The organism is Afipia sp. OHSU_II-C1 (assembly GCF_000497575.1).
Lineage (GTDB): Bacteria > Pseudomonadota > Alphaproteobacteria > Rhizobiales > Xanthobacteraceae > Afipia.
In genome coordinates this window covers 77,811-103,422 of record NZ_APJI01000030.1, presented here as the reverse complement: position 1 = coordinate 103,422, position 25,612 = coordinate 77,811, and the positions used below count along the sequence as shown (strand labels likewise).

The 25,612-nt window shown below is 56.7% G+C and carries 31 protein-coding genes, 1 tRNA gene and 1 pseudogene; 11 read left to right on the top strand and 22 right to left on the bottom strand.

Translation table 11 applies throughout. From position 1 onward, the window contains the following. The 6 genes from I554_RS0125055 to I554_RS0125030 form a co-directional block, all read right to left on the bottom strand. Entirely contained in the window at positions 1 to 870 is an 870-nt protein-coding gene (locus I554_RS0125055; RefSeq protein WP_024576235.1) for a xanthine dehydrogenase family protein subunit M, read from the bottom strand. Beyond that, positions 867 to 1,580, bottom strand: coding sequence for an ABC transporter ATP-binding protein (locus I554_RS0125050; protein ID WP_024576234.1), 714 nt, complete (start codon positions 1,578 to 1,580; stop codon positions 867 to 869). Before I554_RS0125050 ends, I554_RS0125055 begins: the two co-directional genes overlap by 4 nt. Next, on the bottom strand, positions 1,567 to 3,327 hold the full coding sequence (locus tag I554_RS0125045) for a branched-chain amino acid ABC transporter ATP-binding protein/permease (RefSeq protein ID WP_024576233.1): 1,761 nt from the start codon (positions 3,325 to 3,327) through the stop codon (positions 1,567 to 1,569). The genes I554_RS0125050 and I554_RS0125045 overlap by 14 nt, the downstream gene beginning before the upstream one ends. Next, a complete protein-coding gene (locus I554_RS0125040) occupies positions 3,324 to 4,196 on the bottom strand; it encodes a branched-chain amino acid ABC transporter permease (protein WP_192817720.1) in 873 nt (290 codons plus the stop codon). The genes I554_RS0125045 and I554_RS0125040 overlap by 4 nt, the downstream gene beginning before the upstream one ends. A gap of 32 nt (positions 4,197 to 4,228) precedes the next feature. Continuing rightward, positions 4,229 to 5,359, bottom strand: coding sequence for an ABC transporter substrate-binding protein (locus I554_RS0125035; protein WP_024576231.1), 1,131 nt, complete (start codon positions 5,357 to 5,359; stop codon positions 4,229 to 4,231). Between the two features lie 68 nt (positions 5,360 to 5,427). Beyond that, positions 5,428 to 6,213: a cyclase family protein gene (locus I554_RS0125030; RefSeq protein ID WP_024576230.1), complete on the bottom strand. Its 786-nt coding sequence runs from the start codon at positions 6,211 to 6,213 to the stop codon at positions 5,428 to 5,430. Positions 6,214 to 6,384: 171 nt separating this feature from the next. Here I554_RS0125030 and I554_RS0125025 point away from each other — a divergent pair, with 171 nt between their 5' ends. Both I554_RS0125025 and fahA read left to right on the top strand, forming a co-directional pair. Then, on the top strand, positions 6,385 to 7,152 hold the full coding sequence (locus tag I554_RS0125025; RefSeq protein WP_051358605.1) for a TetR family transcriptional regulator: 768 nt from the start codon (positions 6,385 to 6,387) through the stop codon (positions 7,150 to 7,152). After that, complete coding sequence (gene fahA / locus I554_RS0125020) at positions 7,149 to 8,453, top strand: fumarylacetoacetase (protein ID WP_024576228.1); 1,305 nt, start codon at positions 7,149 to 7,151, stop codon at positions 8,451 to 8,453. Before I554_RS0125025 ends, fahA begins: the two co-directional genes overlap by 4 nt. Before the next feature lie 577 nt (positions 8,454 to 9,030). On the opposite strand, the gene I554_RS0125015 is transcribed toward fahA, so the two are convergent. The 13 genes from I554_RS0125015 to I554_RS0124955 form a co-directional block, all read right to left on the bottom strand. Continuing rightward, positions 9,031 to 9,429: a holo-ACP synthase gene (locus I554_RS0125015; protein ID WP_024576227.1), complete on the bottom strand. Its 399-nt coding sequence runs from the start codon at positions 9,427 to 9,429 to the stop codon at positions 9,031 to 9,033. A gap of 6 nt (positions 9,430 to 9,435) precedes the next feature. Beyond that, on the bottom strand, positions 9,436 to 9,828 hold the full coding sequence (locus I554_RS0125010) for a hypothetical protein (RefSeq protein WP_024576226.1): 393 nt from the start codon (positions 9,826 to 9,828) through the stop codon (positions 9,436 to 9,438). Next, on the bottom strand, positions 9,825 to 10,823 hold the full coding sequence (locus I554_RS0125005) for a nucleotide kinase domain-containing protein (RefSeq protein ID WP_024576225.1): 999 nt from the start codon (positions 10,821 to 10,823) through the stop codon (positions 9,825 to 9,827). Before I554_RS0125005 ends, I554_RS0125010 begins: the two co-directional genes overlap by 4 nt. 134 nt (positions 10,824 to 10,957) lie before the next feature. Continuing rightward, entirely contained in the window at positions 10,958 to 11,683 is a 726-nt protein-coding gene (locus I554_RS0125000) for a hypothetical protein (protein WP_024576224.1), read from the bottom strand. Beyond that, complete coding sequence (locus tag I554_RS26100; RefSeq protein WP_024576223.1) at positions 11,683 to 12,276, bottom strand: hypothetical protein; 594 nt, start codon at positions 12,274 to 12,276, stop codon at positions 11,683 to 11,685. Before I554_RS26100 ends, I554_RS0125000 begins: the two co-directional genes overlap by 1 nt. Positions 12,277 to 12,290: 14 nt before the next feature. Then, positions 12,291 to 13,097, bottom strand: coding sequence for a hypothetical protein (locus tag I554_RS26095; RefSeq protein ID WP_024576222.1), 807 nt, complete (start codon positions 13,095 to 13,097; stop codon positions 12,291 to 12,293). A gap of 9 nt (positions 13,098 to 13,106) precedes the next feature. After that, complete coding sequence (locus I554_RS0124985) at positions 13,107 to 13,733, bottom strand: C1 family peptidase (protein WP_192819833.1); 627 nt, start codon at positions 13,731 to 13,733, stop codon at positions 13,107 to 13,109. Positions 13,734 to 13,738: 5 nt separating this feature from the next. After that, positions 13,739 to 14,758, bottom strand: coding sequence for an ImmA/IrrE family metallo-endopeptidase (locus tag I554_RS25870; RefSeq protein WP_024576220.1), 1,020 nt, complete (start codon positions 14,756 to 14,758; stop codon positions 13,739 to 13,741). Continuing rightward, positions 14,751 to 15,107, bottom strand: a complete 357-nt coding sequence (locus I554_RS0124975) for a helix-turn-helix transcriptional regulator (RefSeq protein ID WP_024576219.1) — start codon at positions 15,105 to 15,107, stop codon at positions 14,751 to 14,753. The genes I554_RS25870 and I554_RS0124975 overlap by 8 nt, the downstream gene beginning before the upstream one ends. A gap of 7 nt (positions 15,108 to 15,114) precedes the next feature. Further along, on the bottom strand, positions 15,115 to 15,489 hold the full coding sequence (locus tag I554_RS0124970) for a hypothetical protein (protein ID WP_024576218.1): 375 nt from the start codon (positions 15,487 to 15,489) through the stop codon (positions 15,115 to 15,117). Between the two features lie 213 nt (positions 15,490 to 15,702). Continuing rightward, on the bottom strand, positions 15,703 to 16,323 hold the full coding sequence (locus I554_RS0124965; RefSeq protein ID WP_024576217.1) for a hypothetical protein: 621 nt from the start codon (positions 16,321 to 16,323) through the stop codon (positions 15,703 to 15,705). A gap of 29 nt (positions 16,324 to 16,352) precedes the next feature. Continuing rightward, positions 16,353 to 16,640 carry a hypothetical protein gene (locus I554_RS0124960; protein ID WP_024576216.1) on the bottom strand — a complete coding sequence of 96 codons (288 nt, stop codon included), beginning with the start codon at positions 16,638 to 16,640 and terminating at the stop codon, positions 16,353 to 16,355. A gap of 442 nt (positions 16,641 to 17,082) precedes the next feature. Next, positions 17,083 to 17,454 (bottom strand): hypothetical protein, encoded by a 372-nt coding sequence (locus I554_RS0124955; protein WP_152527646.1) that lies wholly within the window; start codon positions 17,452 to 17,454, stop codon positions 17,083 to 17,085. A 206-nt stretch (positions 17,455 to 17,660) separates the two neighbouring features. On the opposite strand from I554_RS0124955, the gene I554_RS0124950 reads away from it, so the two are divergent. From I554_RS0124950 to I554_RS0124935, 4 genes are all read left to right on the top strand, one after another. Then, positions 17,661 to 18,254: a site-specific integrase gene (locus tag I554_RS0124950; protein WP_024576214.1), complete on the top strand. Its 594-nt coding sequence runs from the start codon at positions 17,661 to 17,663 to the stop codon at positions 18,252 to 18,254. An 86-nt stretch (positions 18,255 to 18,340) separates the two neighbouring features. Further along, complete coding sequence (locus I554_RS27710) at positions 18,341 to 19,294, top strand: hypothetical protein (RefSeq protein WP_244432858.1); 954 nt, start codon at positions 18,341 to 18,343, stop codon at positions 19,292 to 19,294. A gap of 213 nt (positions 19,295 to 19,507) precedes the next feature. Further along, positions 19,508 to 20,122 carry a hypothetical protein gene (locus tag I554_RS25865; RefSeq protein WP_034473632.1) on the top strand — a complete coding sequence of 205 codons (615 nt, stop codon included), beginning with the start codon at positions 19,508 to 19,510 and terminating at the stop codon, positions 20,120 to 20,122. Positions 20,123 to 20,203: 81 nt separating this feature from the next. Beyond that, on the top strand, positions 20,204 to 20,533 hold the full coding sequence (locus I554_RS0124935) for a DUF3768 domain-containing protein (protein WP_024576211.1): 330 nt from the start codon (positions 20,204 to 20,206) through the stop codon (positions 20,531 to 20,533). On the opposite strand, the gene I554_RS0124930 is transcribed toward I554_RS0124935, so the two are convergent. Further along, positions 20,534 to 20,824: a helix-turn-helix transcriptional regulator gene (locus I554_RS0124930; protein ID WP_244432857.1), complete on the bottom strand. Its 291-nt coding sequence runs from the start codon at positions 20,822 to 20,824 to the stop codon at positions 20,534 to 20,536. It lies immediately after the preceding gene. A 60-nt stretch (positions 20,825 to 20,884) separates the two neighbouring features. On the opposite strand from I554_RS0124930, the gene I554_RS0124925 reads away from it, so the two are divergent. Further along, positions 20,885 to 21,319: a hypothetical protein gene (locus I554_RS0124925; protein WP_024576209.1), complete on the top strand. Its 435-nt coding sequence runs from the start codon at positions 20,885 to 20,887 to the stop codon at positions 21,317 to 21,319. 51 nt (positions 21,320 to 21,370) lie between these two features. Further along, a complete protein-coding gene (locus I554_RS0124920) occupies positions 21,371 to 21,748 on the top strand; it encodes a hypothetical protein (protein WP_024576208.1) in 378 nt (125 codons plus the stop codon). A gap of 113 nt (positions 21,749 to 21,861) precedes the next feature. Here I554_RS0124920 and I554_RS0124915 read toward each other — a convergent pair whose 3' ends face one another. Next, positions 21,862 to 22,242 carry a hypothetical protein gene (locus I554_RS0124915; protein WP_152527647.1) on the bottom strand — a complete coding sequence of 127 codons (381 nt, stop codon included), beginning with the start codon at positions 22,240 to 22,242 and terminating at the stop codon, positions 21,862 to 21,864. A gap of 1,142 nt (positions 22,243 to 23,384) precedes the next feature. On the opposite strand from I554_RS0124915, the gene I554_RS0124905 reads away from it, so the two are divergent. The 3 genes and pseudogenes from I554_RS0124905 to I554_RS26090 form a co-directional block, all read left to right on the top strand. Continuing rightward, entirely contained in the window at positions 23,385 to 23,930 is a 546-nt protein-coding gene (locus I554_RS0124905) for a hypothetical protein (protein WP_024576206.1), read from the top strand. Positions 23,931 to 24,178: 248 nt separating this feature from the next. After that, complete coding sequence (locus I554_RS27705) at positions 24,179 to 24,526, top strand: excisionase (RefSeq protein ID WP_244432856.1); 348 nt, start codon at positions 24,179 to 24,181, stop codon at positions 24,524 to 24,526. Then, positions 24,523 to 25,323, top strand: a pseudogene (locus I554_RS26090) (tyrosine-type recombinase/integrase); the annotation flags it as partial. The gene I554_RS27705 and the pseudogene I554_RS26090, both read left to right, overlap by 4 nt. Positions 25,324 to 25,499: 176 nt before the next feature. Here I554_RS26090 and I554_RS0124890 read toward each other — a convergent pair. Then, positions 25,500 to 25,575 (bottom strand) — tRNA-Ile (locus tag I554_RS0124890). Positions 25,576 to 25,612 lie beyond the last annotated feature (37 nt).

Below are 25,612 nucleotides of genomic sequence, written 5' to 3'. Positions count from 1 at the left end.
TTATCTCCCTCCAACCAACGAAGCGCGAGTGATCGCACGCACAAACAGGGTTCGCGTCAAATCGTGCCGGTACTCCGCGCTGATGGTGGCGGTCCCGTCGAATTCGATGGTCGCAAGTATTGCGGCCGCGGCTTGTGCGATCGACTCCGGCGCAAGCACGCCCCCCACGAGTGCAGCCTCGGCGGCCTCGGCATGGATTGGCGTACCGGCAACGCCGCCGATCGCGATTCCGGCTGAATGGCAGACGCCGCCTTCCAAACCGATGCAGGCCGCGACTGACGAGATCGCGAAATCGCCCTTGCGCAGACTCACCTCCTCAAAGGCAAACCGGTCACCGGCTTGAGCCTTGGGAACCTGAATCTCCGCCAGCAACTCGTCGGGTTCGATTGCGGTCGTAAACGGACCGAAAAAAAACTCGCGCGCGGGGAGCGATCTCGTCGCCGTCTTGCTGCGCAGCACGAATTTAGCGTCCAATGCTACCATCACGCATGGCATTTCCGAAGCGGGATCGGCGTGCGCAAGATTGCCACCCAGCGTTCCGCGATTGCGGATCGTGGCGTGCGCGACATGTTCGTAGGCTTCGCGCACTAGCGGCAAGTGCCGGGCGACCAGCGGATGCGCCTTGACGTCGGCGTGTCGCGTCATGGGACGGATTGAGATGAACTCGTCCTTCTCCTCGACCCCCCGAAGTTCTGTAATGCGTCCCAGATCCACCAGGAATTCCGGTTGCGCGACGCGAAAGTTCATCATCGGAATGAGGCTCTGACCTCCGGCCAACAACTTGATATCGGCATCCTGATACTCGGCGAGCACTTTCAGCGCATCGTCGACGGTCTCGGGCTGAAACAGTTCGAAAGCAGCGGGCTTCATACCGTCTCCTCTTCGAACCCAAGGTAAGCGCTGCGCACGACAGGATCGGCCTTGATCACGCGACTATCCCCGGACTTTACGATGCGCCCCGTTTCGAGCACGTAGGCGCGGTCAGCGACGTCGAGCGCCATCTCGGCGTTCTGTTCCGAAATCAGAATCGAGAGACCACGCTTTTTCAGGGTCAGCACGAGTTCGCCGATCTGATCGACGATCAGAGGCGCCAGACCGAGGGTCGGTTCATCAAGCATCAGAACCTTGGGTCGGGACATAAGCGCACGCGCGATGGCCACCATCTGCTGCTCGCCGCCGGACATGCTTCCGGCCTGCTGGCTGATGCGCTCGCGGAGTCTCGGAAAGATCGTCATCATTTCATCGAGAAGCTCTTTCGTCGCTCCGACGGTACGCTTCACGGTTCCAAGTTCAAGATTTTCTCGCACGCTCATCTGCGGAAAGACGTGCCGTCCTTCCGGCGACAGCGCGAGCCCGCTCGCAACCCGAAGATGCGTGGGCATGCCGGCCATCTCCTCGCCATCGAGCTGGATCAAACCACGGGCCTTCACCAGTCCGAGAATGGCTTTCAAGGTCGACGACTTCCCCGCGCCGTTGGCGCCGACCAGCGCAACGACCTCGCCGGGCGCCACGTTCAGGCTCAGGCCCGAAACCGCCCCAACCGGTCCGTAGCTGACTTCGAGTGCATCAAGCCGCAGCATTTGCTCCTCCCGACCGCTTCTCGCCCAGGTAGGCCTTCACGACCGCCGGATCGTTGCGCACGGCGACGGGATCGCCCTGCGCAAGTTTCCTGCCATGGTGGAGCACGACAAACTCGTCGCACAAGCCCATCATCATGCGAAGATTGTGATCGATGATTACGATGGTCAATCCGTCGGACTTCAGACGGCGCAGCAACACCGCAAGAGCAGCGGCCTCTGTCGCGTTGAGGCCAGCACCGGGTTCGTCGAGAAGGAGGAAATCCGGGCGGGCAGCAAGAGCGACCGCGATGGAAAGCATGCGTTGCTCGCCATAGGCGAGCGTGCCGGCATCCGACTGACTTCTGTCCGTCAACTCCACGGTCTCGATACAGGCCTGCGCCCATGCCTTTCGGGTTGCCTCGCGCTCGACGAACGCTCGGGTCCTGAAAATTGCCGACCAGGGCGTTTCCGGCATGACCAGATGCGTTCCGATCAACACATTATCGAAAGCGCTGAGCGTCGGACAAAGAGTCGTATGCTGAAACGTGCGAACGACACCTTCGGCAGCGACCTGCGCGGCGGCCTTGCCGGAGAGCCAGCCGTTACCGAGGGAAATCTGTCCCGTCGTCGGAGACATGAAGCCGCTGACGAGGCTGAGGCAGGTTGTCTTCCCTGCGCCGTTCGGACCGATCAGCCCGACAATTTTGCCGCGCGAGACCGAGAATGAAACGTCGTCAATGGCCTTGAGTCCACCGAAATGCTTCGACAGGTCCGAGACCACGAGGCTGGCGACTTTTGTCCGGGATTGGCCTGCGGGCGGCACGGCAGCTGATAGCGCCGGCGCAGGACGCGAGCGAGGCAGGAATGCAGCCAGACCATCTGGCTTCACGCGAACGACAACAAGCAGAAGCAAAGCGAAGACTGCGATCCTATAGGTGTCAATCGCGCGGAGAAGTTCAGGCGCCATCGCAAACGCGATGCCGCCAAATATCGGTCCGATCAACGTTCCTTTTCCGCCGAGAATGGCAGCGAGCAGACCCGTAGCTGAAAACATCGTTCCGAAGAGATCGGGGCTTAGAACCAGAATGCGCGGCACGAGCAGCGCGCCTGCGAGCGCGGCAATTCCGCCCGACAGGGCAATCGCGGCGACCCGATGGTTGAGTGGGACGATCCCGACGCTCTCGGCGAGATCCTGTTGATCGCGCAGAGCCAACCACGCACGCCCGTAAGGACTGGACAGGAGCCGCCGCAGAACCTCGAGGACGAGCGCGAGCGCCACGATGCAGATGATCAGGTGATACTGGGCAAAGTTAAGTCCCAAACTCTCAAGAAAAGAGATTCGCGGGCGTGGAACGATGACGCCCAGTGGACCGCGCGTGAGAGAAATCCAGTTCGACGCAATGAGTCGCAGGATTTCGGCCGTCACCAACGTCGAAATAGCGAAGTATGGCCCGCGGACGCGCAAGGATGCGAACCCCACGAGCGCGCCGAGGCTCGCTCCCGGCAGGATCGCAACCAGCGTGGCGGCCCAGAAATTCACACCGCACTTCACGGCGAGAAGCCCCGCCGTATAAGCTCCGAGCCCAAAGAAAGCCGCATGACCAAAGGAGATCAAGCCGAGATAGCCAACAGTGATATTGACGGCCGTTCCAAGGAGCGCCAGCACCACCGCATAGGCGGCGAGGCTCGCATAGTAGGTCGGCAATAGCGTTGCGGCGGCCAGTGCCGCGACGAGAGCTGCGACAGATAAGAGAGAGGAACGACTCATCGTGCCTTCCCCGCGAACATACCCTGAGGGCGCACAAGAAGCGCCACCAGAAGCAACGAATAGACGATGGCGCTGGAGACTTCGGTGGGCATGAAGATACTTGAGAGCGACTCCAAGATGCCGAGTACCACGCCGCAGACGACAGCACCGACGACGTTGCCCATACTGCCGATCACGACAATGACGAATGCGTTGATGACCGCGTGCTGTCCCATCGCGGCACTGAAGGTCACGATCGGAACCACGAGCGCGCCGGCGAGACCCGCAAGCAATCCCGCGAGCGCGAAGCTCAGCAACCCGATTTTCCGGACATCGATGCCGACGATTTCCGCAGCCCATGCGCTTTGCGCAACAGCCCGGAGCGAACGGCCGAAACGTGTCGTCTGCAGCATGATTTCCAGACCGACGACAAGCGCCAGACCGAGCACGATGACGAGCAACCGCTGCGAACTAAGTGCCACCGGTCCGATCGACACCACGCCGCTATCGATGCCAGGGCTCGGTATGGGGCCCGGACCGACGGTCGCGAGCACCGACTCGTTGAACAACATGCTGATGGCAAACGTCGTGATCAGAACGAGGGAATGACCGTCCCGCTGCGGCAATACCGGACGGACGCCTACGCGATCGGCCACGATCGCTGCAACCGTTCCCGCCATGGCGGCAACAGGAACGGTCAGGAGGTAAGGAATCCCTAACCTGCTGGTCAGCAAGACCGAGCAAAGCGCTCCAATCATGTAAAATTCGCCATGGGCGAAGTTGATGACATGGAGAACGCCGAAGACGATGGTCAGTCCAAGCGCTATCAGCGCGTAGACCATACCGGTCGACAAGCCATTCGCAATCTGCTGCAAAATCAGGTCAGACATGATCATCGATTCCCATTAGCCACCCCCAAGGGTCAGCGTTGTGTGGCGACGACATGACCGTCCTTCACCTCGACGCGATAAACGTGGTCGCTGGATGCCTGCCCCGTTGCATCGAAGGACACTGCACCCCGCGGACTCGTCCATTTGTTGGCACGAAGCACCTCCGCAAGCTTCTTCGTATCGGTCGTAGTGCCCGCCTTTTTCATGGCCTGGGCGACGATCCAGACGCTTTCAAAACCGAGCAGCTCGATTTTTCCCGGAGCGCTGTTGTACTTCGCCTCATAGGCCTTGAAGAACTTCTGGTTGAGATCGGTATCGATCGACGGCGAGTAGATGTCTTCTGAGAAAACACCGTTCGCGGCTTTACCGGCGACCTTCGGCACATCGTTATTGAGAAGGCCCGGCATCAGGCAACGCTTCGGCGCGAAGCCGACATCCGCCATACTCTTGAGGAGGTTTCCGGACTGCTCCGGGTTGCTCGCAACGATACAGACCAGATCGGCGCCCGAGCCGCGCGTGTTACTCGCAAGCGACGAGAAGTCGCTCTGCTTGACTTCGAAGATGTCCGTGAAGACCAGCTTGGAGCCGAAGCTCTTCTTGGCGTCCTCGATACTGAGCCGGCCGAGATCATTGTTCTCGGCAAGAAGGGCAACCTTGTTGGGCGCGACGGTCTTCAGCAAATAATCATTGAAGGATGTCGCATCCATTACCGTTGTAGTATTGAGGCGAAAGACGCGGTCGTAATCGCTCTTGGTCACGTCCGGATGCTTTGGCACAGAAAACATCAGAAGCGCATCCTCGGATTTGGCAACCGGAATCGCGGCTAACGCGACCGTGCTGGAGATTTCTCCGACCACGACACGCACGTCATCTTGGGTCAAAAGCCGCTGGATTGCCGCCACGCCTTCCACCGGCGCGAAGTTGGTATCGTAGACGATCAGTTTGATCTGCTTGCCGCCGATGCCACCATCCGCGTTGACGAAGTCAGCTGCGATATTCGCACCCTGAACGCCCTGCCGGCCGATGATGCTCTTGGTCGGGAAGATCACGCCGATTGGAACACTGCCCGATGCTTGCGAGATCGCGTCATGCGATCCAAGCGCCAGCACCGACATCGCAACCGCCGCGCCGAAGCCAAAATGCCGTCTGCTAATTGCCCCCATAATTTCCTCCAAATAGAATTGAATCACTCTTTTGATTGATACGTAGCCAGCCCAGGAAGGAGCGAACGCTAGTCATCGAGGATCGCGACAGCGCGCGTCCAACCCGCCGAAGCGCCCCTTATCTTCACGGGAAAGCACGCAATCTTGAATCCGTGAGACGGAAGCGACTCGAGCGCGTGCAGCTTTTCGATGTGGCAGTAGCCAATTTCGCGGCCGGCTTTGTGTCCCTCCCATATTAGACCATAGTCCCCAGTCGCCGCGACGCGCTTCGCAGTGTAAAGAAACGGAGCGTCCCAACTCCACGCATCGGTTCCCGTGATACGCACACCTGCTTTCAGCAGGTGTAGCGTTGCATCCCTGCCAACGCCGCAACCACTTTCGACATAATCGGCGCAACCGTAACGCTCGCCTGCCCGCGTGTTCACGACCACGATGTCGTAAGGCTTCAGTTCGCAACCGATGCGATCGAGCTCAGCCCTGACATCGTCAGCCGTTGCGACATACCCGTCCTCAAAGTGGCGAAAATCGAGTTTGACGCCAGAGCGGAAACACCAATCGAGGGGGATTTCGTCGATCGTCATGGCACGCTCGCCGCCTGGATAGAGCGCGTGGTTCATCGTTGGATGGAAGTGGTACGGCGCATCGAGATGCGTACCGTTGTGCGTCGTAAGTTCGACGTTTTCGATGGCCCACGCCTTGCCATCAGGCAGGTTGGCACTGGTCAGGCCGGGAAAGAAATTCCGCATCCTATCGATGGTGTCGTCGTGCCCAAGATACTTGATTTTGGGGCGCGAGAAGGCCGGATCGCCCACTATGTCGTTCTCGATATTGATTGACAGGTCGACGATGCGCATTCGCGTCCTTCCCTGCGATCGCGCTTGCGCGACCGCCAGCTCCCTTGACGGCCTCCCTTATCTGACGCCTTCAAAAATAAGTCAATCGATTGCTTGAAACAATCAATTGACTTACTATTTTGTCTTGAATCGTAGTACGGTCTCCCCTCACGTCAGAGGGACGAAAGAACGATGTCATTCGCAGAAAAAACCATGAACGACGTCCGCGAACGGCCCGGCGGCGACACGCGGGAACGGCTGCTGAACGCTGCAGAGCGCCTTTTCGCTGAGCGCGGCTTCAACGGCGTCTCCACGCGCATGATTACGGAAGATGCGGGCGCCAATAGTGCCGCAATGCACTACCATTTCGGCTCCAAGGCAGCCCTGATACGCGCCGTGTTCGAGCGCCGTCTCGGGCCTATCAACAAACATCGCGAACGCCTCATGGCCGAAGCCCTGAATGACACGCCACCGGACCCCGCTAGGGTTCTCACCGCGTTCATCGGGCCCACCCTCGCCCTCGGCGAATCCGAAGGCGAACGACATTTTAAGGTCCTTGCCGCGCAAGCCTCGATGGACCCGTCGCCGGAGGTCCGCAATGTGGTGTTTGACTTCTACGATTCAGTCGGACGGAACTTCGTCGATGCATTGACTGCTGCGTGTCCAGGGCTCTCGCGCGAGGACCTGTTTTGGAAATTGGCCTGCATCTACGGCGCCATGCTGTATGTCCGCGCTGACAATGGGCGCTTGCAACGTCTCCTGGGCGACGATCTGTCCTTCGGGAATCCTGACGAGGCCATGGCTCACATTATCCCGTTCCTGACTGCCGGCCTGCTTAATCCTACCCCTTCGAGCCCCAATCCGCGGGCGCGTTTGAAATCCGCGAAAGCAAAAAGCAAAACGCTCGCAGACCGGCACAAGACCACCAAAACCAATAAAGCAAAGAAAGGCTCTATGTGACTGAGCTGGACGAAACCCACGATGCTGCCCGGCGCAGCTGGGTGGCATCTGCGAATAGTCATCCGGATTTCCCGATCCAGAATCTTCCCTTCGGCGTTGTATCCATCAGCGGATGCCGGCCATGCGGCGCGGTCGCGATAGGCGACATGGTCGTAAACCTCAATGCCGCCCGCGAGTCCGGTCTCTTCGCGGGTGAAGCCGCGCGTGCCGTCGATGCGATGGCCGCTGGCACGCTGAACGGATTTCTCGCTCTCGGATCGGGTCCGCGACGCGCCCTGCGCAAGCAACTCTTTGCGATGTTGAGCGAAGGCACCCCTGAACAACGCCAGATCGAAGGCTTCATTCACCCGGCCGCGGACTGCGCCGTGCTGGTTCCCGCCCGTATAGGCAATTACACCGACTTCTACGTCGGGATTCATCACGCGACGAACACCGGCCGCCTGTTCCGGCCAGAGAACCCACTGCTGCCGAACTACAAGTATGTCCCGATCGGCTATCACGGCCGCGCATCGTCCATCGTACCTTCCGGGAGGGAGATCCGGCGCCCGTATGGACAGATCAAGATCGCGGGCAGCGATGCGCCATCATATGAACCATGCAAGCGACTGGACTACGAACTGGAACTCGGGCTTTGGGTGGGACCGGGTAACACTCTCGGCGAGCCCATTTCGATTGCGGAGACCGAGGAGCATATCGCCGGCGTCTGTCTCCTCAACGACTGGTCGGCGCGCGACATCCAGACGTGGGAGTATCAACCGCTCGGCCCGTTTCTGGCAAAAAGCTTCGCGACAACCATTTCGCCGTGGATCGTCACGCCAGAAGCGCTTGCCCCGTTTCGAATCCAGCAGCCATCCCGACCGCAAGGCGATCCGGCTCCCCTCCCTTACCTCTTCGACAATTCCGACCAGTCAAACGGGGCTTTCGACATCAGGCTCGATGTCCTTATCCTGACTCCCGGGATGAGAGCCGCCGGCCAGGAGCCGTTTCGACTGGCTCGTTCAAACGCGCGGCACATGTACTGGACGGCGAGACAACTCATTGCTCATCACACCAGCAATGGATGCAATCTCGAACCGGGCGATCTCATGGGCACGGGGACGATCTCCGGTTCCGAGCGGGACGGCTGTGGAGCCCTGCTTGAGACGACGCAAGGCGGACGAGACCCCGTTTCGCTACCATCCGGCGAGCAACGGACCTTTCTTGAGGATGGCGACGAAATTATTCTGACCGCGTCTTGCGAGCGGAAGGGTTATGCCACGATCGGATTTGGAGAATGTCGAGGTCAGGTGTCGTTGCAATAGCAACGAGTAATTGAGTCCGCGCCTCATACCCATAACTAGTATAGAGACGATTGCACCTTAGCGATGTACCAAATTCCATAACGCTTCACTACGCGATGAACGCATCAAACTACTGGTAAGCTTTGCAGATTTTCCTTATCAGTCCTCAAACTGACTCCTTTTCTCTTATTTTCGCCAACTGTCTCCGATTTGTCTCTTTCGTTATCAGTCAGCCAACTGCTAGCGACTATAGCCGGATCATTTTCGATTTTTCGCGCGCTGTTTAGCGGTGAGAATCTTGCGATCGCAACTCTGGTCGGATTGAGCGGCGCAACAGTCGTATATCTCGTCGACGTTTATCGATGTTTGCGAGCGTTCACAGACCGACCTGGAAGACGAGGCTAGCGATGTCCTTTCGCGGCTTTTTAACAACGTCAAAACTAAGCATGAGCGAAATTCCAATTCCGCTGGTGCGGATTAATCTAGCCAGAAATGCGCAAAGGGAATCTACCTTGTCGATCTGGCCAATTATCTCGACACGAGCATCGAAGCCGTCCGAAGAGAGCTCTCTGCTATGACACGATGAGTGCAGCGAGTATTACCGCTGCGGGACCGCCGAAAGGGTGACGATGGCCTGGGCGATACCTGCCCCACCCGAGCAAGCGATATGCAGGACAGGTTCATAGCCGGCAGGCGTAAGTGCTTTCAGCTCCTGAAGAGCTCCACCGGACAACCGTAAGGAGGCCGACGGCCCGATTTGCAAGACCTCGATGTCGTGCCAGTCGATGTCGGCGGTCCGCCCCGTACCCAGCGCCTTAAGGCAAGCTTCCTTACCGCAGAAGCCACGGGCGAACAGCAAGGTCGGATCTATGCCTCGCTCGCACAGCTTGCGCTCATCCGTCGTAAACACTTCGTTCATCCAATCGTCACCCAGTTTCTTGAGCGAGCGCTCAATGCGAAACACCTGGCAGAGATCGTGCCCGACCCCGAGGATCATTGCTGCCTACCAAAGGGCACGAAGCGTGAGAGATATGACGAGGAAAAGAACGGCCCAGATGATACAGGTTGCCGCGGCGCCTTCTGATTTCAACCCAAAAAGATCGAATGACATCGGACCATCGAGCGCACGTGTGAGGCTGACGAGCAAAAGCGCAGCGATCGCAGCAATAGGGATCCCGAGAACCGCAGGCCCATGTTGATCGACGAACTTCGAAGGATCGATGGCTGCAGGAAGAGAATAACTTGCGCGAACGACCTGAATTAGGGCAAAGATGAGTGCCACCGCACCGAGCGCGTACACAATCCGCACCAGAGCTGACGCGATGATCGGCAACGCCACCATCCATTTCGAAGTTTTGTTATCCTCGTCGGATTTGGCCTTTCGGTCCTGCGTCATGCGAATAACTCTATTCGCTCCTTCGTCGTCGATATTGGTACCCTCTCATTGGGGACACGCAGGCCCCAACGCGGAGGGAACACCGGCGTCTGCGGCGGTTCAGCAGCCTGACGATAGAGCTGCTTGATGCGGGTTCGTCCAGTGACGCCACGAATTTCGGGATGCGCAACGCGCGCATATTTGGAGATTTCGCAGAAGAGATTTTGACAATCAATGGGCTGCAACCGACGCCCAAAGAGGTCCTGGAATTTGATCCCGGCGGAACGAAACGCCTCCTCCTGCCGATCACAAACCCAATGGATGACGTCTTCTGCGCGCCGGCCGCCCGTGTTGGTAAAGCACTTCGCGATGCCGTCAGCCGCCCCAGGACCGGCAACGACAAAATCACTTTCAGCATGGGTAAGAAAGGCAGCGTAATTCAAGTCAATCGCGTACTGAAACGCGAGGAAGGGACCTATCCCGGGATAGCTGAGGAGTAGTTCGTAAATGTCTTGGAGCGTCGGAGCCTGGCAAATCCGGTCGGGAAGACGATCCTCCATCATCCGCGCCAGCAAGGCAAGATGGTTTGCGTGCTTGCGTTTATGACCAAGCGGGGGCGACGGCATGATGTATGCCGCCGAATAGAGCTTGGTTCCGCGATCCATCATGCGATTGAGCGTCTTTGCAACCACATTCAGATCGAGACGGTCCCAGACGAGCGGGCCAAGGCACCGTTCAAGCTCTTCCCACGTGTCTATCCGATTAAACAACTTGAAGAGGATAGTCCGGAAAAAGACTTCGGAGGGTCTCGATGAGCGATCTGGATGATATTGGATCTCCCGGATCAAATATTGACTCACGCGATCACTTGCACGATAGGCGTTCGTGAATCGAAAGTTCGCGAGAATCGGGTCCTTGGTCCAAGGGCCAACGGGGTCCGCCATTCGTCGAAAGTACATTGCCTGACGCTCGGCTGCAAAGCGCCAATAAGTCTCGAAAACCGGTGTTGGTACCATGGCCCCTGATAACCTTAAGCGCTGGAATAGCCGGCACAGCGCGAACGCACCGATTGGGCGCCGATACGCCTATAAGAATCGCCTGATAGTACCGGATTTTGCGCTCCCCGTTAACAGCTCCGGGCGCGCAGGGGTCACGGCGCACGCGGGGCTGGTGCAGAAATGCCGGACTTCGCTTGGTCCGATGGTCGCGTGAACGAGCAATCGCGCAATCCCACCGAGATGAGAGCGCCGACGGCGAGCGCGATGGCCCATTTCAGGATGGCTTGCTCACGCTCCAGCGTGTTGACGCGGTCAGAAACCTTCTTGTCGTTTTCGTTGATCTTCGACAGCAGGCCAGCAAATGACTGCAATCCGCCCGCAATGGGGCCCGTGAGATTCGACGGAATCGAGTCGTGGCCCTCCTTGACTTTGACGTCCTCTGGCCGATCAAGGGTGGAGTAGAAGATCAGAAAGCACTCCTCTCCCCGCGCGAGATGAACCGGCCCCGGTCCCGCATTGAAGATGGAGAAGATCAACCGTCCATCATAATTTGGGTCGACGTGGAAACCGGATACGTTCACCAAACCCTGGAACTTGTAGCTTGCCCGCATCGAAATGAAGGCGATCGCTGTCGGCGGCACCTTGACGTTCTCTTCAGTGAGGAGGAATCCGAATTGCCCTGCCGGGACTGTAAAGCCTTGCCCAGGACCCAACTGAGTCTTGGGCTTGTTGCGCGGATCATCGGGCTCTCCGGTAGGCGAGACGTAGACCTCCGGGCCAACCCGCAGACGGTAGGCCGCCCCATCGATGCGGTCATCGGTATAGTCGGTGATGAGGTTCGGCAACTCATCCTTCAAACGCGAACCGCCCCAGAACATTACGCTTCACCCCCTGCCCCTTCCCGGAAAAGCTGATCAAAGATCGAACGCGTTTCCACCTGGCGCATACGCGATTGATAGGCCTCAGCTATGTCCAACTGCCTTGCGCTCGCCTCCGCGAGGATCACCTTGAGCAGTTGCAGATTGCATTGCTTCATCTCGTCTCGAAATACAATGCTTTCCAGATGATCCCAGGATTCGCAGACTTTGGCCAGACGCCCTGTGTGACGAGCAAAGTTGCGAACAAGCCAATAATCGTCGCCGTCCTTGCCGAGTTCGTTAGCGAGGCTCGCGCCGAGTGAGGGGAACGACACAGCCGCCTCGGCACCCTCGCCAAGGTCACGACCGATGTCCTGGTTGAGGGTATTGGCACTTGCGAGCACTATGATGAACGCGTCCGTCAGCGTCTTCGTCAACTTGGCGCCGTCGCCTTGGTCAAGGGCCTCGAAAAAATAGGCGACATATTTCGCGTTGTGGAGAGCCATATGCTTGATGCGCTCCGCAAGCGGCATGATTACGACATCCTTATGGTATGCCTCATCATGCTTAAGTTGGGCCCATTGCATCTTTAGAAGATGGTTTTGTGGATTCATCGATCTGAATTCCTTCAAGCCGCAGCAGGTGTGGCCCTGTACAGATCGCGACAGCGAGCGATCAGCATTTCGACATCGCGCTTGCCCCACTTGCCACAACTGTCACTCGAGCCGCTATCGAGACGGGCGAACGTTGAATTGATCGTCAGACCTCCGACCGCGAGGTTTGTCTCTTTTGCGATGAAGTATTGTAGTCGGCCAAGGCCGACCAGGTTGCCGAGCAAGCGGCGCACATAGTAGTGGGACCGATACGTCGCATTCAATCGCACTTTTCCGTCGTGGACCTTGATGCTGAGGTGACTCAAACAAGGGCCGCCATAAAGACGTTTGCGATCGGTCACAGCATCGTAAATTGGAATGTCTTCTTCAATCGGGCGCCCCGCATTGAGCTCAAATGAGGCGCGATATTTCCCGTGTGCCTTGATCTTGGCAACGAGCTCCTCCAAGGGATTAAATATCGCGCCATGCGCGTCCTGCTGCCGCAGGAAGCGATAGGCATAGCTTCCCCAATTGCTGTCGGTGCGTCCTTTCTGGATTTCCCGGATTTTTCCTGGAAACTCATTGTAAACGTTGCTCGCGCCCTTTCGCAGGTACTCGTCGAGAGGGAAGATCGTCTCAGCGACGGTATGGATGCTGAAGGCGCCATGATCGGTGAAGAACTTGTCGACCTCTTGGTAGACAGCGCGATCCGGCTTCGACAGCACTGTCGGATCAGTTACATGCAGGATGACGTCAAAGTCCTCTTGATTTTCGCATTGCTCAAGATATTCGACGGCCGCGAGCCAGACGTTCGGTGCAGTTTGAGCTTTGATCAATTCCATATCGACCTCCTAGGCCAATGTCGCGGTTTCACGCAATTGTCGGGCGATGTAAGCGCGAGACAGCCAGCCGTAGCCGCCAACTCCCCAGGCTGTGCCCCAGCTGTTTCGGATCAACAGGCACTCGATGCCGTCGCGCTGCACACCGTGGCCCACGGCCAGCACCGCGTGACCGCCGCGCTCAGGGTCGGGACTTTGATCTGGTATGCGGCCGATGGTGTCGGGCTGGTAGAAGGCTTGGGTCATGATCAGGCCGCAAACGACTGTTTGCCCTCCATCCAGAACTTTAACGATCTCATCAAAGGTCAGCGCGCCCACCGACATCCGCCGTTTGTAGAGCGGTGTCTTAAGGGCCGGTTGGTTCCACGGGACTACCGGCAGGAGATTGTAAGGCCAGGCAGTCTCGACAGGCTGTCCCTCGTCCCAGAGCGCACCAGCGGCCGCGTGCATCGTCGTGCCTGCAGATGGATTCTTGCCGGGCATTCGCTCCACGGAATGATAAAACAAATACTCGACGCTCAGATGCTCGGTGATGCCTGCCCTGTGTTCGTGCGCGGTCGAACTGGCAAAGGCTAGGCACGACATCCTGCGCCCTTGGAAGCGAACCGGTTGGAGGCCGGGACGGAGATCGGCACGCACGGCTATCAAGTTTGCCTTCCCAAACGACGGCGGTTGGCGCGCGATAGGCCACCGGTTTCTCGACCTTGCAACGACAGAGCGAACGAGAAGGTCGGATCGTCGGCCGCCACGGGATTCCAAGGTTGGGTCTCACGCATTGTCAGCGGGCCGGTCCCGCTCGGGGGCGGGCGAGCGATGAGCGAACGCACCGACGGAGCACCATAATGTACAGGATCGCGGGAGAACGACGATTTGTCCGAAAGGACCTCGTAACCTGCTAACCGAAGGGCCTCCACTTGCCACTGGTGGCCGCTGCCAGCCTCCTCCTCAAGATCGATGCGAAGGAGATCTTCGGGATTGCCGATAATCTCAGCGCCATCGTCCTTACCGGTCAGCCGCCAGACGTCCGCCCAGCTGTCGTTCGGCCGGAATTCCTCGCCAAGCGAGGCCTTCAACTGAGCGACCTTTGCCTTGCGCAGTTCGTCAACCTCGCCCTGAGGGAGTATCTGATGGCCCACGAGCCCCCAACATGTCGCTTCGTAACTTGCCCCCATGCGCAGTGAGAGCTGATAGATAATGTCGGGGTTGCGTAGATGTCGCGCAACAGTCCATCCCTGCGTGCGGATGTGATGGCGATATAGCCAGCGGGGCAAAAGGAACTCGGCTGCGAAAGCATCAGCGGCCACCTCCTGTAGATCCCGCCCTCCGGTCGGCACCAATGGCCCTCGCTCCAAGATGACCTTGTCGATGCTGCCGCGGTGATTAAGCACCACGTGCCCTAGTTCGTGGGCCGCAGTAAAACGTTGAATGTGCAGGCCACGCTTTGTCGTAACCATGATTCCCCGCAATGGCGCCGGTAGGCACAGTCCGAGCGCCGAGTTCAGCGGCTTGAACATAAGCGGAATGCCGAGCTCAGCGATCGCCTCGAAGACATCAATGATGCCCGATCCATGTGTCACGCGAGATTGCAGGCCAAGCTCCTCGTGCACGCGTTTAGCCGCGGCAACAGCATCAAGACGAGTGGCTGCAACGGGTGATCTAGCCACGGGGGGCGCTCCGCGGACTGCGCGCCTGGAGAAACTCGGCGAAGCGCAACAATTCATCGCGGTCGTCGGCCGACAGCTCGGTCGCCGCGCGTGCGAGCGCCTGAACACTCTCAGGCAACGGAGGTGTGCTGGCAGTTCCTGAAAGGGCTTCGATCGTTTGGCTATAGACTTCGGCGAAGCGCGCGAGCTCGACCGCGTCGACCTTGCGTCGACCATTTTCAATCAAGGACAACGCCGACCGGGAGACGCCGACGGCATCGGCAGCTTCTTCCTGCTTCAATTCAAGATATTCACGTGCTTGCCGGAGTCGATCACCGATGAGCTTCCATTGTTCAGCCTCGTCACTCATCTCGTCCTCACGCTGCTTCTGGCTGCTTCACGGGCTTTGGCGTTCTCACCTTGATCTCACCCGTAAACACCTTCTTGAGCTTGGGCACGATGTCATCGATCATTTCCTCGCAGCTGTTGTAACCACCGGGCTTAATGATGGCCGGTGGTAGGGGAATGCCTAGGACCTTCTTTGTGATAACCGTCGCGTCCACGACCCGTTTAGAGTCGATCGCAGGGCGCATTCCGACGATTGATCCGCCCTCACCCGAAGGCACATCGGCTTCATCGACGACGCCGTCGATAGGGGTTGTCTCTTCCTCGAACCAAGCCCTCAATGCCGAAATGAGTTCGGGCATCTTCTTATCGAACGTCTGCTCCAACTCGATCGCGGCCGCGTCCATGCATACGCTCCATGTTCGATTTCCGAACATCATATGGGGCGCCTGCGCGAAAAGTCAACGGACTTATGAGTACCGAATAGCTCAATCTGAGGTTGTTGCGAATATCTTTTGTATTTCAATAGCTTGAACAAATAGCAAGTTATACGAAGCAACAAGAACGTGAGCCCGGCACCCCGCCCGCACCCAAGCTACCCCAGATCGGCGGCGCACCCCCTACTTGAATCCGGAGGCCGTCCTGAACGTCTTGCGGTCCCTGCCGCTCTTGATCGCCCAAAGCTGTCGGCCGTCTTCGACCACGAAATACGCTTCAGCCCATTTGAGCCACGCCCGGCGTACGGGCCGTTTGCCGACCTGACTTTGGACGAATACGAAATCGTCCGGTTGTCCAAGGAAGTTGCCGATCGAGCGCCGCGACCATATGAGGCCGCTGATTAGCGCGTTTGCCGGCTCCTGAAATGCTGTCCTCTGCACAGCTGGTCCTACACCGCGCACAATCTCCGGCGCGACACCGAAGACCGAGTTGAAGCGACGGGCTTGTGGGTTGAACACAACCTGTTCCCCGCCGAAGGGATACACGGAAGTCACAGGCGGCGGCAGCCCAAGGTGAATAGCCTGCAGCGCAAACTGCCCCCCTGAGATAGCGACGACACAAGAATCTCGCTCGTCGATAATCCCCGCATCACGGTAAGTTCTGAACTTGTCGATTTTGCTCGCAAGAGCGGCGGTGATCCTTAGTTCGACCCTGCGGCGCTCGTCCTCGGCATCGACGCGCCCATCTTCAGGTAAGTTGGAGACCTTGTCGAGGTTGTCTTGGTGTCCTTGATCGGGTGACACAGCCTCAATCCAGATTCTCCGTGTTCCTTTCAGATGCAAATGTCCGGTCCGAAGTCCCGTGCCGCGCGAACCACGCCCGCCTTTAGACGCACCTTTTTATCCGCGTCCAGCAGACGGACCGTCAGGTACATCTCCCAGAAACGATTGTCGGGCTGCCGCGAAAACTCCTGGCGAAAATTTGCATCAGCGTAAGGCTCGTACCGTGTCCACAACGCTTCAAGCCCAGCCTTGATTTCTTTTTCAATCGGAAATTCCGCAGTGCGAAGCTTCGTATAATCAGGATGTGCGTCCGGATTATGTATGTCGAAGAGAGCCATGACCGGTCCAGTCGCCTGGAGGAAGAACCAAAAGTGCTATTTGCCGTCTCGGTCACTGTAGAAACGATCGTCAAGATCGGGAAAACCAGCGCCCCCTCGTGAAGCAAAAAAACTCCCGATCGCTCTAACCCTCACCACTGTGCGCGGCGCCCGAGCTTGCTGTCTTTAGCGATCCGGCCTCTGGATCCATCTTCATGCACCAAATGCCGTCGACCTGCAAAATGTCCTCCCGCCGGAGTTGGCAAAGCTCGCATTCCCTAGGAATTTGTTATTCGGATAGAGATGGGGCGGAAGGATTCGAACCATCAGATGGTGGAAGCGACATGCTCAACGGCGTGCGATCAACTGATAAGCATTTCGTCGAAAGCTCTGCAGTTAAGCTGAGCGCACACTCACACATAAACAAGAAGCGAGCGACCAATAAGAACGCTCGCCTCTGTCTTCAGGGTATACGCGTTATGTCTCCACTCACTGTCTCTACGACGTCAAAGTCTTTTGGATCACGCCCAACTAACAACCCACCCTTTTTAATGTTCTTAATAACTTGCTTTAAAGAAGCGATGGCGTCCTTCGCTGACAAGCCAGGGCCGAACAAAACAACCAAATCGTCTTGTAGGGTGAGATCTGATAATTCTTTTACCTTTTTTCCCTTGCACATCCGTTCGATTTGGTAAGCGCGCATTTCCTTCCGTCTCTTGAAAGCTTCGGCAGTTATCTCCACAGTATACTCATAGTACCCACCAAGGCATCCTCCTCTGTGAGCACTAATGCCGTAAGCTATTCCTGCGGCGTATTCCTCATCCACAGTCCTCATATCGTTCTCCTGTTGCATCGCTCGTAACATCACGAACGCGATACTTTACAAGATCGATTTTTCGGACAATTTCAGCTGACCATCACAGAGGGCTCAACTCGATAGCTTCGCGTGAAAAGCTTATCGCTTTGAAATACGCAATATTTCCGTTGCGCAGCGAAAATGCTCAACTAGAATCGCCTCACTGACTCGATTTCGTTGATGAGATGCCCGGCAAACAAGCCAAGATACTTTCTGACGATCATGTCGACGATTTACTGTTTTTCGCCGAGCGCTCTCGCCACCCTCTTCGTAACCGTGTGATCGTCCTGCTTTCAATGAAGGCTGGTCTGCGCGCTGCTGAGATCGCAAAGCTCACTTGGCTAATGATCTTGCGACCTGATGGCGATATCAGCCAAGTTATTGAGCTGCGCGATTACGCCGCGAAGATGGGAGGCGGCCGCATCATTCCGGTGCACGCCGATCTTGGTGAGGCCTTGGTCGCGCACAAGAACGCGATCGTGAGCAAACAGAAATTTCAGGTGAACGGCACCGTAGTAGGCTCGGAACGCGGCGGGCAGATGACGCCGCTCAGCATCGTGGTCTGGTTCTCCAGAGCCTATCAGGCGCTAGGTCTTGAGGGCTGTTCATCGCACTCCGGCCGCAGAACGTTCATCACGCGCGCTGCGCGCTTGGTTCATAAAGCAGGCGGATCGCTTCGGGACGTCCAGTTGCTTGCCGGTCATCGCTCCATCCAGACCACGCAGCGATATATCGACGGCGATAGCGACGCGCAGCGGAGGTTGGTATCGCTGCTCTAGGCAACCAGCGCAAAGGCAAGGCGGTACAAAATGAACAGCCCAAACACCCGCATTCGAAGCTGCCAGCAGATGCCCTTGCTTCCACCGTGGAGATCATCCAGCGCGTTTGCACGCTTAGTGGCTCGCTGACGCTTCTGGAAGATATTGTCGCAAGCGCCAGACACTCCGGGATCCCCGGCGCGATCAGACGACACGACAATCCCAGAATCTTTGACTGGCTGATGGACAGCTTCAGCTTTCAGGGCATTTCGGATCGGGTGGCGCGAGATTATCTCGCTCGCTACGGCAATGCTCGGTGGGTGGATATCAAGGCCGGTTTCGATAGCGAGCCCAGTTGTCCGAAGCTTCGAAGCTATTGGTTGTTTAGCGACTGTCGCTACGACAAGGGCAGTTTTAGCTGCCACGAGCCCGATCACATCGACAACTGCGCTCTTCCGCGGCACCGGCTGCGAAATGGCCGACTCAATCAACTTGCCTACAGCTTCTATTTATTCGTAGGCGATATCGCTCAGGGTGATTTGATCGGCTGGATCGATCAGCAGTTTGCCGCTTGTGCGGGTGGCAGCGGAGCTATGGCCGAAGCTATTGTCGGCCCTCTCAGGGGCATCACGGGCTTATCGGATAAAATCCTGACCATGACGCTGTCTCAACTCCTGCTTGGTGCTGGCCGAGCTCGGCCACGCTGGTTCGCGGTCGGCAAGGACATGATCGCGATTGACACTTTGGTGCATAACTTTTTCCACCGAACGGGAATACTGGACAGGCTGGGCACGGCTCACGCCTACGGCCCAGCCTGCTATGCCCCCGGGAACTGTGCCGACATTCTGCGCACCACGTCGCAGCACATCGATGCACGCCAATTCAACGCCGCCTATCCGACTAATTTTCCGAGATTTATTCAGCACGCCGTTTGGCGCTATTGCGCCGCCGACGGCCTAAACCTTTGCAACGGCAATCGCATCGATGACAAAAAACGATGCCAGATCACCTATTGCTCACTGTTTCAGAAATGCGACAGAAAACGCCTAAAACCGCAGTAAATTCATGTATTTAAGAGGTTATTTTCGGCTTTTTGCCAACGTCAATTTGAGCTATACTTTGATTGCACAGTCGATTCACGACTTTGCAGTTTTAAATACTTGGAGATACTCCGTGACAAGACATCGAAAACACCGGCGCAAGCGCCAAAATCACACGCTATCGACAGATCAAGGGGCCCAATTGGGCCCCTTCTGCTTTTTTGGGAGGCGCGCATGACAAAGCCAAGCGATAAGAAGTCTGAAAAGGTGCCCGTTAGTCCGCTCTTTGCCTTTGGCATCGACGATAACGGCAAATCACGAGGAGCCAGATTCCCGCAGGGCTTACGGGATGACATCGCTTCTGCCGCCTTGGACATGAAGTGCCGGATCGTTCATGACCACTCTGCTGCTTTTACCGAGCTCGGCATGAGGCTGCCAATTGGACGGGTATATTCGTCCGGCAAAGCCTTCATCCCGAATATCCGGCGTGACCTGTATGACAAGCTGGAGGCGGCTCAGAAGCTGCCGCCGGACAAGAAAGCAGGCACCAATCCGGTCAACGCCATGCTGGAGAAATTTGAGAAAGGCGGGACTTCAAAGGCTGCGGCCGATACCCCTGCCGTCGCCTGCAAATCACCGGTGACATCGGGGTTGCCGCGTGACTGGGCCGGCATTGAGCCCGGTCACATGGTGCTGATTCACGAAAGCGTTGACGATGGCTGGTGGGAAGCCGTCGTTTTAAAGCGGGAAGATGAAATCCTGACCCTCAGGTTCAGAGACTTCCCGAAACAGCCGACCTTCCAGCGCCACATCAACACGGTTGCACTGGTCAATCCCGGCCCGGTCTGAGCGTTAAGACTGGCCCTGACAAGATCGGGCCAGTCTCCCTCTCCGACTACCCAACCCATCCCTTACATTCAGGAGACGACAATGACCGTCAACACGGATCGGATACGTGCGCTCAATGACGAATTTCGCCAGCACTTTTCAGGCGGTAAGGCCGTCATGACACCAGGAATAGCCGCTATGGGTCAGGAAGCTGTTCAAAGGCTCATCCTGACGGTCGCTACCTTCAATAACTTCTGCGCTGCCAATGACCCCCACGGAGAACACGACTTCGGTGCGTTTAACTTCGACGGGCACGAGGTGTTCTTCAAAATCGACTATCTCGACTGTACTTTGACATATCACTCACCGGATCCGGCCGACCCAGCTGTCACGGAACGGGTGATCACCCTGATGTTGGCGGAAGAATACTAGTCAGCCGCCCCTAGGACGACCGCGCTTCTTTGACTTGGAAGCCAGATCGGCGGGAGGCGGATCAAACAAAGCGCCGGGCTTGATCTTTAAAGCAACGGCCACGTGCCAGAGGGTCACAGCGGTAGGATTGCGGTTGCCACTTTCCAATCCGCTAAGATAGCTCTGCTCAACACCTACCTTAGCCGCCAAAGCCTCTTGCGAGAGCTTGGCCGCCTCCCTTCTCACCCGAATGTTTTCACCGATCAACCGCCGAATATCCATGGCGGGATGGCAAACAAAACTGCTCGCCACTTCTATACACTAAAGTGTATAATTAAAACCCACTAAACTAGCTTCAGCAACGAGGACAACATGCTTCGCTATTTAATTTGCATTCCGGCCGCGCTCTTCCTGGGGAACGCCGCTGCGGCTGATCCCGCCACACTACCGGCCCGTCTAGATTGCTCGGCTCTGACGGCTAATCCGACCAAAGCCAAGCCATTCACCAGCCCAATAACCCTTTCCTACACTAAAGGTGTTTTGACCGGTGAACGGGCTCTCATGTCCGGCGACGGCGTAGAGAGGTTTGAAGGCCGCATTGACCCGCTCGGCCGGATCGAACTCAACGGCAGCTACGCAGACCGGCGTGCTTGGACCTATCAGCTGCGTGGCCAACTTAGCGACACCAAGCCGACCGTGCTGAGGGGCAGACTACAGGTTACGACGGGCACGCCCGGTCATCGTGATTGCACTCTCACATTCCTCGAAAAGCCAAACAGCCTCATGGCGACGTTCTCGGCCTATTGAGCGCACCAATCCCGATATTGGCACACCAAATTTCGCAAAGGGACTATTTCCATGACTAATCAACCACCACCCATTCCAACCGTTGCAGTTCAGTCAAAGAAGAGCTGGCCATGGTGGCAAATCGTACTGGCAATCATTGTAGGATTATTTCTCCTTCTGAAACTTGCCGGTTCAGGCTCACTGCCGCTAGAAGTGCAGCTTCTCGATCAGGGCTATACGTTCACGGTTACGAACATCGGCGACTCACCGATCACGATCGACGATATGATCGTCAATGACAGGCGGGAGTGCAAAAAGAAGGAAGCGCCAAGAACTCTCAAGATTGGCGAGAAATACATGTGGGGATGTTACGGCCTAGGTTGCAACATTGTTCGAGTAAAATTCGAGACGGATAAAGGCACAGACACTTTTGCATTCGGCAAACGATAGGACTTAGCCCTGGCAATGCGGCGGGCCGTCTAATAAGTCGGATGGCCTGCCGCATCCGATTCCGTTATTAACTCCTAGGTTCTAGCACAATCGTCTACTTTATACCCCGCTGCTCAATTTGGCCATTGAGGCGCGGGATACTCGGGATCGGGACGTTCCCATCCAGTTGGAAAGTAACGAGATCGCTTTCCCCTCAGCTTCGTCCAGAAAATTTCGCTTGGATCCTCAATTTCAAGAGTAGCGCCTGGGAAAATCCAGCCCCAGTGCTTAATCAGCCGCTCCGTGGCGCGGAATTCGTCCGCCTTCTCATCTGCTAGATACGCATGTGTAGCAGCACCATATTTGACCGCGCTTTGAAGAAAACTGATGAACGCGGCATCTCTCGTCGAGTGGTTGCTGGCAGTTGCTTTGTCGAAACCGTCGAGGTTCTGACAAAAGTCAGCTATCATTCTCCCGACATATTCCATCATGACGGCATCAGTTGAAAGTATCACGACACATCTCCCATGTGTTCATCACCGTTGAAACGCAACGGCCTAACCGGCATTTACGAGTTCCTGGGAAGACGCTTTCGTTCAGGCGGAGTGTGCTATGGGCCCATCGAGAGCACTGATAAAGAAAGAAAACAGACTTTCCTCATCAATTGTCAGATCGCCAAAATGGATCGGGTACAGTCGCCTTGATCTGCATCATGGTAGCTGCACCCGAGTTAAGATTATTTATCGCCGAAGCGTATCTCGCAACGATTCCGCGATTCTGATCTCATACGCCAACTCCTCCCGGAAGCTTTCCATACCCTCGATCAAGACGGTCAAACCCTCAGCTATGTCTCTTCGATGTTTCGAGGGCCAGTTCCGTGAGCGAGGAACCGACGCATCAGTAACAGTGTTCTGTTGAGCCTTTTGGCGACTGTTTCTATTTTTCATTTTTCTCTCCTGTATTTCAACTCGCTGCTTGCTGCAGCATCAAGCATTTACAGGTTCGAGAAGAGCCTCCATGGCGTTGGTTACCTCACCAAAATTAGTATTGGCAGGTCGCTGAAGTTGATCTGACTTGCGGGGCAAGGGCCAACTCACCTGCTATTTACAAGTCTGACACTGCAGCTAGCCATGCGTTTTTTGACTTCCCAAGCAAAAACATTGAATTATTCTAACACTTTCAGTGGCGGACTAGGCCGGGACTGAAATTTGAAGAAATACAGCCCCCGTCTTGTCCGCGACTGAATGCGTATTGTAAGAGAGCAATTATTTCAGTCGCGGACAGGTCCGCGACAATTGAGATATTAAATGTCATTTGATTAGGCCGGGGACGCTTGTCTAACGATGTAAAGTTACGATTATCACGGACCAATTCAAAACACGTGCGAGCTCACCTTATGAAATTCCGCTTTTTCGATGAGAACCCGATTTCTGATCTCGATCCTAATCAGAAGCTCCGCGGCTTCGAGACTTTCGATACAGCCTCGGATAGCCGAAAAAATCTGGTCAAGGTCCTGAGAGGAAGATCGGTTGATGCGGATCAACTGGTTGACATTCTTGCGAACTGCAGAAACGGCACTCGCTGTCTCTCGGCAGCGTGCCCCGTATGCGTCAGACGATTCCGAATGGTTTGGTGCTCAAGAATCGCGAGATGTGTGATGAACAATGCAGATCGTTGGTGCGCGGCAAGTATTGTCCCGGCTGAACTTGCACTTCCCCGCGGCGAGCTTGATCGCTTCGAAGTAACTCGTGCCAAAGAACGGCTACGGAAGCAGCTCGAACGGAGTCCGATAAAGCGGGCGGCTATTATCGGTGGCTTCGACTATGCTTTGCAGACATTTGACGGTCGCGCGCCTAAGTGGCGACCACATATGTACCTACTGATAGAAGCGAGCCAAGGACGCATTGAGGTAGCTCTCAAACGGCACTATCCGAATGATCCTGACACTAGAAAGGCGGTCATCATAAAGCCGCTCACGTGGGGAATTCAAAGCTCAATGAAGACTGCCACATATACTTTCAAGGCGGAATTCTACAAACGGGCGCCGGGCACTGATGTGCGCGGCAACAGTGATCCTGAGCAGATGTCGCTATCGCCAGCAGAGCGGACTGAATTGGCGCTCCTCTTGCACAAGCAAGGCTTTCTTGGACGTACCATTCGTAGAGGGCGCCACGCAGATTTTCGAGAACTAACCACGCGCTGATTCCACTCGACAATTCAACGCGTTTAGCATATGTTGCGCTTAAGATGAAAGGTCGCGTGCATTTCTCGCCGACCGAGTAGCTATCTAAATTCCCGACTGAGCGATTGTCCGGTCATCCTCGAAAAATGAAGTCAGTTATGGCTTCTGGATGAACGGCTATGCGCGAAAGAAACCAGACGCGGGAATTTGATCGAGATGCTCCACTACGACTCTCGTTGGCGGCATCCATAGCTTTCCCAGATGGCACGATGACGATCTCCGGTCTGCGCCGGGAGGCCGCGCGCGGCAGACTCGTGATCGAGCGCATCGCGGGAAAGCACTACGTCACACTCAACGCAATCGACCGAATGAGGGAATTATGCCGCGAAGAGCGAAGAGGGCCAGACTCTGGCTTCGACCCGACGTCAGAAACGCCAAAGGAGGCACTGAAAGAGCGGCTGCGTGGGTCGTCCTCGACCGAGGCAAGCATATCGCCACGGGATGCCTTGCGCATGAAACTGCAGCAGCAGAAAAGTTCCTTGCGACCTACATTGCCCAAAAACACCAACCAACTCGCCAACGGCTCGACATCGAAGAGATCGCTATTGCCGACGTGATCTCAATTTACGTTGATGATCGTAAGCTCAGCGAAAGCGAACGCGCTTTGCAGGCTTTCGCTCGGCTCGAGCGAATTAATGACTACTGGGGCCACCGCAAGCTATCGGAGGTCAACGGCGAGACATGTAGAGAATACGTGCGCTTGCGCAAAAATGATGGCTCCGCCCGCCGCGATCTTGAAGACCTGCGCGCCGCGATCAACCACCACGCCCGCGAAGGCTACCACCGCGGCATCGTGCGTGTCGTTCTGCCGGCCAAAGGCAAGCCGCGCGAACGATGGCTGACACGGTCTGAGGCGGCATCATTGATCTGGGCATGCTGGCGTGCACGTGAGACGCAGACGATTCATCGCGGCACTCGAAAGGGCGAACAACTTCTGACGGACAAGCGACCCCTGCGCCACCTCGCCCGGTTCATACTGCTCGGCCTTTACACCGGTACGCGAGCTGCTGCCGTGGCAAGTGCATCGATCGAGCGTGGCGATGGTCGCTCCTATGTGGATTTGCAGAACGGCATCTTTTATCGACTGGCAGAGGGTAAGCGAGAGACCAAGAAGCGGCAACCGCCGGTACCGATACCGCCGCGCCTATTGGCTCATCTGCGGCGCTGGCAGGCCAAAGGCGTCGTGCACCGGTATGTGGTCGAATGGCACGGCGAGCCTGTGAAATCGGTCAAGACCGCCTTCAAGAGCGCCGTGAAGCTTGCCGGTCTCGATGGCCAAGTGACGCCGCATACGTTGCGCCACACCGCCGCGACCTGGCTCATGCAAGCTGGCGTCGATAAGTGGGAAGCCGCAGGCTTTCTCGGCATGTCAGTTGAGATGCTTGATCGCGTCTATGGCCATCATCACCCACAGCACCTGCGTCAGGCGGCTCAAAGCATCGGATATCGCCGCCAAAACGAAACGTTGGCGGTATCGTTGGCACGACCGAAACCAATCGATTCAGACGTTTCACAAACCATTGATATTGTTGGTGGGCCCGGCAGGACTCGAACCTGCAACCAGACCGTTATGAGCGGTCGGCTCTAACCATTGAGCTACAGGCCCCGCCGGTCCCCTTCGGGCAACGGTGCAAACCACCCCA

Excerpts from the sequence above, each read along its gene's own strand:
- I554_RS0124935 (WP_024576211.1), top strand. The coding sequence starts at position 20,204 with ATGACCGTCAACACGGATCGGATACGTGCGCTCAATGACGAATTTCGC.
- I554_RS26100 (WP_024576223.1), bottom strand. The coding sequence starts at position 12,276 with ATGAATCCACAAAACCATCTTCTAAAGATGCAATGGGCCCAACTTAAG.
- I554_RS0125000 (WP_024576224.1), bottom strand. The coding sequence starts at position 11,683 with ATGTTCTGGGGCGGTTCGCGTTTGAAGGATGAGTTGCCGAACCTCATC.
- I554_RS26095 (WP_024576222.1), bottom strand. The coding sequence starts at position 13,097 with ATGGAATTGATCAAAGCTCAAACTGCACCGAACGTCTGGCTCGCGGCC.
- I554_RS0124970 (WP_024576218.1), bottom strand. The coding sequence starts at position 15,489 with ATGGACGCGGCCGCGATCGAGTTGGAGCAGACGTTCGATAAGAAGATG.
- I554_RS0124905 (WP_024576206.1), top strand. The coding sequence starts at position 23,385 with ATGAACAATGCAGATCGTTGGTGCGCGGCAAGTATTGTCCCGGCTGAA.
- I554_RS0125030 (WP_024576230.1), bottom strand. The coding sequence starts at position 6,213 with ATGCGCATCGTCGACCTGTCAATCAATATCGAGAACGACATAGTGGGC.
- I554_RS0125025 (WP_051358605.1), top strand. The coding sequence starts at position 6,385 with ATGTCATTCGCAGAAAAAACCATGAACGACGTCCGCGAACGGCCCGGC.
- I554_RS0125005 (WP_024576225.1), bottom strand. The coding sequence starts at position 10,823 with ATGGTACCAACACCGGTTTTCGAGACTTATTGGCGCTTTGCAGCCGAG.
- I554_RS0125045 (WP_024576233.1), bottom strand. The coding sequence starts at position 3,327 with ATGAGTCGTTCCTCTCTCTTATCTGTCGCAGCTCTCGTCGCGGCACTG.
- I554_RS0125015 (WP_024576227.1), bottom strand. The coding sequence starts at position 9,429 with ATGATCCTCGGGGTCGGGCACGATCTCTGCCAGGTGTTTCGCATTGAG.
- I554_RS0124955 (WP_152527646.1), bottom strand. The coding sequence starts at position 17,454 with ATGAGGACTGTGGATGAGGAATACGCCGCAGGAATAGCTTACGGCATT.
- I554_RS0124920 (WP_024576208.1), top strand. The coding sequence starts at position 21,371 with ATGACTAATCAACCACCACCCATTCCAACCGTTGCAGTTCAGTCAAAG.
- I554_RS0124950 (WP_024576214.1), top strand. The coding sequence starts at position 17,661 with ATGCCCGGCAAACAAGCCAAGATACTTTCTGACGATCATGTCGACGAT.
- I554_RS0124925 (WP_024576209.1), top strand. The coding sequence starts at position 20,885 with ATGCTTCGCTATTTAATTTGCATTCCGGCCGCGCTCTTCCTGGGGAAC.
- I554_RS27705 (WP_244432856.1), top strand. The coding sequence starts at position 24,179 with ATGACGATCTCCGGTCTGCGCCGGGAGGCCGCGCGCGGCAGACTCGTG.
- I554_RS0125035 (WP_024576231.1), bottom strand. The coding sequence starts at position 5,359 with ATGGGGGCAATTAGCAGACGGCATTTTGGCTTCGGCGCGGCGGTTGCG.
- I554_RS0125040 (WP_192817720.1), bottom strand. The coding sequence starts at position 4,196 with ATGTCTGACCTGATTTTGCAGCAGATTGCGAATGGCTTGTCGACCGGT.
- I554_RS0124975 (WP_024576219.1), bottom strand. The coding sequence starts at position 15,107 with ATGAGTGACGAGGCTGAACAATGGAAGCTCATCGGTGATCGACTCCGG.
- I554_RS0125010 (WP_024576226.1), bottom strand. The coding sequence starts at position 9,828 with ATGACGCAGGACCGAAAGGCCAAATCCGACGAGGATAACAAAACTTCG.
- I554_RS0125050 (WP_024576234.1), bottom strand. The coding sequence starts at position 1,580 with ATGCTGCGGCTTGATGCACTCGAAGTCAGCTACGGACCGGTTGGGGCG.
- I554_RS25865 (WP_034473632.1), top strand. The coding sequence starts at position 19,508 with ATGACAAAGCCAAGCGATAAGAAGTCTGAAAAGGTGCCCGTTAGTCCG.
- I554_RS0124960 (WP_024576216.1), bottom strand. The coding sequence starts at position 16,640 with ATGGCTCTCTTCGACATACATAATCCGGACGCACATCCTGATTATACG.
- I554_RS0125055 (WP_024576235.1), bottom strand. The coding sequence starts at position 870 with ATGAAGCCCGCTGCTTTCGAACTGTTTCAGCCCGAGACCGTCGACGAT.